At 66.5% G+C, this 1,273-nt stretch carries 1 protein-coding gene; it reads left to right on the top strand.

Going from position 1 to position 1,273, the window contains the following annotated elements; genetic code table 11:
• Window positions 1-80: 80 nt before the first annotated feature.
• A complete protein-coding gene (locus tag AC0L2B_RS00215; protein ID WP_473743640.1) occupies window positions 81-1,214 on the top strand; it encodes an IS481 family transposase in 1,134 nt (377 codons plus the stop codon).
• Window positions 1,215-1,273 lie beyond the last annotated feature (59 nt).

Below are 1,273 nucleotides of genomic sequence, written 5' to 3' on the forward strand. Positions count from 1 at the left end.
TGTTTGGACCGGAGACATCGCGAACAGGTGTGCGAGGACATCGCGAACAGTTTTGCGCATTGTGCGCGAGGGGGTTCGGGATGCCATTCAAGGACAGAAGTGCGATGAAGCAGAAGTTGGAGTTCGTGAGGCTGGCCTCGGCGGAGGGGGCGAATGTGAGCGCGTTGTGTCGGCGCTTCGGCATCGGACGGACGTGCGGCCACAAGCTGCTTTTGCGCTACCGGAGCGAGGGCGAGGCAGGACTGGCCGAGCAGTCGCGGCGGCCGCGATCGAGCCCGGCGCAGTGCGCGCCGGAGGTGGAAGCGGCTGCGCTTTCGGTGCGTGCGGCGCATCCGGCTTGGGGTGGACGCAAGATCGCGCGCGTCATCGCCCGCGACGGCATCGGCACGCCCGCGGCCTCGACGGTGACCGGCATTCTGCGCCGCAACGGCATCGAGCTGGGCGCGCTGGGCGGCGGGGCTCAGCCCTTCATCCGCTTCGAGCACGAAGCTCCCAACGATCTGTGGCAGATGGACTTCAAGGGCCACGTCGCCTTGCGTGGCGGTCGGCTGCATCCGCTCACCGTGCTCGACGACCATTCGCGCTTCTCGATCGCGCTGTCGGCCTGCGCCGACCAGACCACAGCAACCGTGAAGACCCGGCTGATCGCCGCCTTCCGCCGCTACGGCCTGCCGTGGCGTATCGCTACCGACAACGGCCCGCCCTGGGGCGACGGCGGCCGCAACAATTTCACGCTGCTCACCGTCTGGCTGATCGAGGCCGGCGTCGCCGTCAGCCATTCCAGGCCTTGCCACCCGCAGACGCTCGGCAAGGACGAGCGCTTCCATCGCTCGCTCAAAGCCGAAGCGCTGCAGGGACCGCCCTTTGCCGATCTCCCCAAGGCCCAGGACGCCTTCGATCGCTGGCGTCACGTCTACAACACCGAGCGTCCGCACGACGCGCTTGGCGGCGCCGTGCCGCTCGACCGCTACCGCGTCTCGCAGCGCCAGTATCGCGAAACCCTCGTCGAGCCGTTCGACTATGCCAAGGACGATCTCATCCGCCGCGTTCAGCAGCATGGCTTCGTCTCCATTCTCGGCCACAGCGTGCGCCTGTGCAGGGCCTTCGCCGGAAAGCCCGTCGCCTTTCGCCCAACCGCTGCCGACGGCGTCTTCGACGCCTGGTTCAGACATCAGAAAATAGAGACCATCGACCTCAATGCCCTTGCTCGATAGGATGGCAAACTGTTCGCGATGTCCTCGCACACCTGTTCGCGATGTCTCCGGTCCAAACA

Source organism: Mesorhizobium sp. WSM4815 (assembly GCF_055811575.1).